This window comes from Aeromicrobium massiliense JC14 (assembly GCF_000312105.1).
In the GTDB taxonomy this organism is placed as follows: domain Bacteria; phylum Actinomycetota; class Actinomycetes; order Propionibacteriales; family Nocardioidaceae; genus Aeromicrobium; species Aeromicrobium massiliense.
In genome coordinates this window covers 1-5,804 of sequence record NZ_HE978636.1, presented here as the reverse complement: position 1 = coordinate 5,804, position 5,804 = coordinate 1, and the positions used below count along the sequence as shown (strand labels likewise).

Genomic DNA, 5,804 nt, shown 5'->3' with positions numbered 1-5,804 from the left:
ACGTCGCCCGGTCCCGGTGGCCGGGGTGGGCCGGGCTTCCCCGGCGGGTCGTCGGCGGCCGGCTACGGCGCGGGCCGCGGGTCCACGGACGGGGCGGACGGGTCGGACGGCCGCGGGCAGCGCGCCGGGCGTCCGGACGGCCGCGACGGGTGGGGCCCAGGACCGGGCGACGGCACCGGCGGGGGAGGGACGCCGCCCGGACCCGGCACCGGTCTTCGGGGCGGTCCGGACGTCCCCGACGGCACCGACGCGGGCCTCGTGCCGGGTGCCGACGCCGGCACCCGCACCTGAGACGTCCGCCACGCCGGGGCCGGGCGGCCGTCCACGATTCTTCGGAGCCCGCCCTCGGCGACTACCCTTGACCGGTGAGCTCCGAGAACACTGACGTGCCCGAGACCGAGACCCCGCAGGCGACCTTCGCCGATCTGGGAGTCGCCGAGCCCGTGCTGCGCGCGCTCACCGACGTGGGCTACGAGACGCCCTCGCCGATCCAGGCGCGCACCATCCCGCCGCTGCTCGAGGGTCGCCACGTGGTCGGCCTGGCCCAGACCGGCACCGGCAAGACCGCCGCGTTCGCCGTGCCGGTGCTGTCCCAGCTCGATCCGAAGGCCACCAAGCCGCAGGCGCTCGTCCTCGCCCCGACCCGCGAGCTCGCGCTGCAGGTGTCCGAGGCGTTCGAGAAGTACGCCGCCCACCTGCCCCAGGTGCGGGTGCTGCCGGTCTACGGCGGCCAGGGCTACGGCGTGCAGCTGTCGGCGCTGCGCCGCGGCGTCCACGTCGTGGTCGGCACCCCCGGCCGCATCATCGACCACCTCGAGAAGGGCACGCTCGACCTGTCGGCGCTGCGCTTCCTGGTGCTCGACGAGGCCGACGAGATGCTCACGATGGGCTTCGCCGAGGACGTCGAGACGATCCTGGCCGACACCCCCGACGACAAGCAGGTCGCGCTGTTCAGCGCCACCATGCCGCCGGCGATCCGCCGCATGGCCGAGAAGTACCTCGACGACGCCGTCGAGGTGACGGTCAAGGGCAAGACGTCGACGTCCTCGACCATCACGCAGCGCTACCTCGAGGTGTCGTTCCCGCAGAAGCTCGACGCGATGACCCGCATCCTCGAGGTCGAGAACTTCGAGGCGATGATCGTCTTCGTCCGCACCAAGCAGGCCACCGAGCAGCTGGCCGAGCGCCTGCGCGCCCGCGGCTTCGCGGCCGCCGCGATCAACGGCGACGTCGCCCAGGCCCAGCGCGAGCGCACCGTCGGACAGCTCAAGGACGGCAGCCTCGACATCCTCGTGGCCACCGACGTCGCCGCCCGCGGCCTGGACGTCGAGCGCATCAGCCACGTCGTCAACTACGACATCCCCACCGACACCGAGTCCTACGTCCACCGCATCGGCCGCACCGGCCGCGCCGGGCGCAAGGGCGACGCGATCAGCTTCATCACGCCGCGCGAGCGCCGCCTGCTCGGCGCGATCGAGCGGGCCACCCGCCAGCCGATGACGAAGATGCCGCTGCCCAGCGTCGAGGACGTCAACGAGAGCCGGCTGAGCAAGTTCGACGACCAGATCACCGAGGCCCTCGGCAGCGAGCGCCTCGGGTTCTTCCGCGACGTCGTCAACCACTACGTCACGAACCACGACGCCCCGGCCGAGGACGTCGCCGCCGCGCTGGCGCTCTCGCTGCAGGGCGAGGAGCCGCTGCTGCTCGAGCCCGACCCGGAGCCGCCGGCGCGCGAGCTGCGCGAGCGCCGTGAGCGTCGCGACGGCGAGCGTCCCGGCCGCGACGACCGCGGCCCGCGCCGCGACCCGTCCGGTCGCTACGCGCCGTACCGCATCAGCGTCGGCAAGCGGCACAAGGTGCTGCCGCGCCAGATCGTCGGTGCCCTGGCCAACGAGGGCGGCCTGTCGCGCGGCGACTTCGGCAAGATCGACATCCGCGTCGACCACTCGATCGTGGAGCTGCCGGCCGACCTGCCCCAGCACGTCCTCGACGCCCTGCGCGACACCCGCATCTCGGGCAAGCTCATCGAGCTGCAGGCCGACCGCGGTCCGCGCGGTGCGGGTGGCGGCGCCAAGGGTGGCTACAAGTCCGGCTACAAGGGCGGCTCGACCAAGGGACGCGAGCGCGACGACCGTCCGCGCAAGCCGCGCCACAAGGACTGACCGCTACCAGCGGTTGCGGGCCTCCTCGGCCCAGCCGACGAGGCCGGCCAGGTCGAGCGTCGTGCCGTCGTCGGCCGTCGCGGTGCCGCGCCAGGTGCCGAACGCCTGGTGCGTGTGGCTGCCCAGCACACCGAGCTCGGTGCTGGCCGTCCGCACGTGGAACGGCGTGAGCGTCGCGTCGACGCCCTCGCCCTCGACGCGCCACGGACGCGACCAGTCGCGCCGGTCGTACGTCCAGACCAGGTCGTGGCCGATCTTGTGCACGACGCCGTCGACCAGCAGCGCGTTCTCGGTCGACCCGGTCCCGTCGGTCCAGCGTCCGCCCAGCTGCACCGCGGTGCCGCCGGGGCCGTTGCCGACGCCCCAGTTCCACGCCGCGCGGTAGGGCCACACGCCGCGGCCGTGGTCGAGGACGGCGTAGGCGTCCGCCCCGAGGGTGCGCCGGACGCCGTCGAGCACGAGCGAGCCACGGGCGGTCAGCGCGAGGTCCTTGAGCGTGTACTGGAAGCGCGACGAGCTCCACGGCACGACGACGCTCATCGACTCCTGCGCGGGCGGGCGGTCCAGGACGAGGTCCAGGTCGATCGAGGGGGAGTGCGCGGTGAGCGTCGTCCGGTCGCGCTGCTGGTCGGCCACGACCCGGATCGGTCCGCTGGTGACGGCGACCCGGCCCTCCGCGGCGTGGTCGTGCAGCCCGACGCCGCGGCCCAGGGGCACCGTCGCGTCCTGGCGCCACTCGCGTCCGCTCGCGCGCTCCAGCACGTAGAGCCCGTGCACGGCGGCGTAGTCGAGGGCGGAGACCTGCACGCCGACGACGTACTTCGCCGAGACGACGCCCCAGTACTCCCAGCGCTTCGTCCGGCCCCAGCCGCGGCCCAGCCGGCGCCGCAGGTTCGTCCGGTGCAGCGGGCGCCGCGCCCAGCCGACGGCGTCCGGGTCCAGCGACCCGTCCTCGCGGCACAGGTCGATCGGCGCGGTGATCTCTCGCTCCGTCACCCGCCGAGGCTAACGCGCGGCGGGTCCGCCCGGCCGCGACGGAGCCGCGGCGGGCCCGATGCTGCGGACCTCCGCCGAAGTGTTCACGCCCCGTTCTGCCGCCCGTCGTGCCGAAACGCTCAACCGGCGGGCATCCTGGCCGATACTGGTTCGAGTGAGCACCGACGACGCCGCCTGGCTCGAGCCCCTGGCGGCCGCCGCGAGCCGTGACCTGGTCGAGATGAGCCGGCCCGCCGTGCGCGTCGACGAGTCCCTCAGCTGCGTCGAGGTCGAGGACGTGTTCGTCCTGGAGCCGGCTCTGACCAGCATCGTGGTCGACGGCGAGGACGGTCTGATCGGGCTCATCACCCGCACGCACCTGGTCGACGTGCTCAGCGGACGGCTGGGCTTCGGACGCGTCCTGAACCAGCGCCGCTCGATCGGCTCGGTCGCCGACTGGGGGCCGCTCGTGCTGGCCGCCGACACCGACCTGACCACCGCGGCCACGCGCATCCTGACCCACGCCGGCGAGCGCTGGCAGGACGTCGTGGTGCGTGCGGGCGACGAGCTGCGCGTCGCCCCGTCGGCGGCCGTGATGCAGGCCCTCGCCGGCGCCTTCATGAACCGCGCCTCGCACGACGACCTGACCGGGCTGCCCAACCGGGCCCGCTTCCTGGAGCGGCTGGAGGAGATGTGCCGCGAGGCCGGCCAGCACCCCGACCGCGCCGTCGCGGTGCTGTTCGTCGACCTGGACGACTTCAAGCAGATCAACGACGGACTCGGTCACGAGGCCGGCGACGACGCGCTGCGTGACGCCGCGCAGGCGCTCTCCGGCGAGGCGCGGCCCGGCGAGATGGTCGCCCGGCTCGGCGGCGACGAGTTCGCCGCCATCCTCGACCGCCCGTTCTCGGAGGCGGAGCGTTCGGTCGTCGAGGGGACGGCGCAGGCGGCCGAGGGGTTCCGGCTCGCGCTCAGCGACCGGGCCGGTCTGCGGGCGTCCGTCGGCGCCGCAGTCGGCCGGCGCGGTGTCGCCGACGCCGAGAGCCTGCTGCGCGAGGCCGACCTGGCGATGTACGCCGCCAAGAACGTCGGTGGCGGACGCGTCGTCGTGTCCGACCCGGCGCGCGGCCACCTGACGCTGACCGAGGCCGGTCGGCTGCACCGCGACCCCGACCAGGAGATCCGCGAGGCCATCGAGCGTGCCATCGCCGAGGACCAGCTGACGCTGCACTACCAGCCGATCGTCAGCCTCGACGACTTCGCGTTCGGCAGCGTCGAGGCGCTGCTGCGCTGGAACCACCCGGCGCGTGGGCTGCTGAGCCCGGCCCAGTTCCTGGCCGACGCCGGACGTCTGGGGGTCGCCGACGAGGTCGACCTGTGGGTCATCGACCGCGCGCTGGCCGACTTCGCCCGGTGGCGCTCGTCCGGCGTCGAGGGCGTCCCGCCGTGGCTGAACGTCAACCTCTCGCGCCACGTCCTGGAGCGCGCCGACCTGCACGAGCGGGTCATGGACTCCCTGCACCGGCACGGCGTCCCGTCGCGCTCGCTGCGGCTGGAGCTGGTCGAGGACACCGACCCCGAGCTGCTCACCCGCGCGGCCCCTCAGCTCAACGCCCTGCGCGACGACGGGGTGCTGCTCACCTGGGACGACATGGGCGCCGGCTCCTCGTCGCTCAAGCAGGTCACGCAGATCGACGTCGACGGGCTGAAGATCGACCGCGCGTTCATCGCCGAGATCGAGACCAACCCGAGCGCGCACGCGGTGGTCCGGATGCTCATCCTGCTGGCCAACGCCATGGAGCTGCAGGTGACGGCCGAGGGGGTGGAGACGCCCGAGCAGCTGCGGACGATCGCCGGGCTCGGTGCGACGTACGCCCAGGGCTTCCTGCTCGCCCGGCCCACCCCGGCCGAGGACCTGCTCGACGTCGTCCGCGAGTGGCACGCCACCGGACGCGCGCGGGCGCGCGGCCAGGGCGAGGAGCCGACCGGCGACCTCGCCGGCGTCTGACCGTCGCCACCCGAGGCGCGGCACCGGTTCGATAGCGTCGGCGCTGTCCGTCCAGGAGGTCGCATGAGGTTCACCGAGCACGAGATGACCGTGGCCGTCGAGGCCGTGGCCCGGCAGGCGTTCGAGACCCTGCCCGGGTTCATGCGCCGCAAGATCGGCGCAGCCACGTGGGCCGAGCTGCCCAAGATGGATCGCTACCGGCTGCTCTCGGCCTCGAGCAAGCTGCTCATCCCCGGGCTCACGGCGCTGCCGGAGCGGCCGACCGTCGGCGCGACCCCGGCGTTCACGACCGAGGAGTACGCCGAGGCGGCGGAGACCGCGCTGCGCGACCGCGTCGACCGGGACGAGCCCGGCGCCTGGGAGGGGCTGTCCGAGCGCAAGCGCCGCAAGCAGGTGGAGGCCGCGGCCGTCACGCTGCGCGTGGGCGTCGAGGCGATGCCGCACCGGCAGGACCCGGACGCGCTGATCGTGCCCGACCACCTCTAGCCAGCCCGCTCAAGCCTGCCGTTCCGGGCCATCCCGAGGGTCGCCGGCGGTGTCGCGAGGGCCACACGACCCCCGATTTGGTGTTGCGGGGAACGGGTGTGTATGGTTCTTCTTGTTGCGCCGCACGGCGGGGCGGAAGGCCTGAGAGGGTCGGCTGTCCGGTGTGGGTGACT

Annotated in this window: 4 protein-coding genes and 1 pseudogene; 4 read left to right on the top strand and 1 reads right to left on the bottom strand. The window is 74.0% G+C overall.

Going from position 1 to position 5,804, the window contains the following annotated elements; translation table 11 throughout:
- Both HGAM_RS20715 and HGAM_RS00020 read left to right on the top strand, forming a co-directional pair.
- A pseudogene (locus HGAM_RS20715) lies at nt 1-291 on the top strand (hypothetical protein); the annotation flags it as partial.
- Nucleotides 292-365: 74 nt separating this feature from the next.
- Nucleotides 366-2,162 (top strand): DEAD/DEAH box helicase, encoded by a 1,797-nt coding sequence (locus tag HGAM_RS00020; protein ID WP_019143418.1) that lies wholly within the window; start codon nt 366-368, stop codon nt 2,160-2,162.
- 3 nt (nt 2,163-2,165) lie between these two features.
- Here HGAM_RS00020 and HGAM_RS00015 read toward each other — a convergent pair whose 3' ends face one another.
- Nucleotides 2,166-3,158 (bottom strand): DUF2804 domain-containing protein, encoded by a 993-nt coding sequence (locus tag HGAM_RS00015; RefSeq protein WP_019143417.1) that lies wholly within the window; start codon nt 3,156-3,158, stop codon nt 2,166-2,168.
- A gap of 154 nt (nt 3,159-3,312) precedes the next feature.
- On the opposite strand from HGAM_RS00015, the gene HGAM_RS16910 reads away from it, so the two are divergent.
- Both HGAM_RS16910 and HGAM_RS00005 read left to right on the top strand, forming a co-directional pair.
- Nucleotides 3,313-5,145, top strand: a complete 1,833-nt coding sequence (locus HGAM_RS16910; RefSeq protein ID WP_019143416.1) for a putative bifunctional diguanylate cyclase/phosphodiesterase — start codon at nt 3,313-3,315, stop codon at nt 5,143-5,145.
- A 63-nt stretch (nt 5,146-5,208) separates the two neighbouring features.
- A complete protein-coding gene (locus HGAM_RS00005) occupies nt 5,209-5,631 on the top strand; it encodes a hypothetical protein (RefSeq protein ID WP_019143415.1) in 423 nt (140 codons plus the stop codon).
- The last annotated feature ends 173 nt before the right edge of the window (nt 5,632-5,804 follow it).

Bases quoted from the DNA above. Each gene is read 5' to 3' on its own strand.
- HGAM_RS00005 (WP_019143415.1), top strand. From the start codon at position 5,209: ATGAGGTTCACCGAGCACGAGATGACCGTGGCCGTCGAGGCCGTGGCC.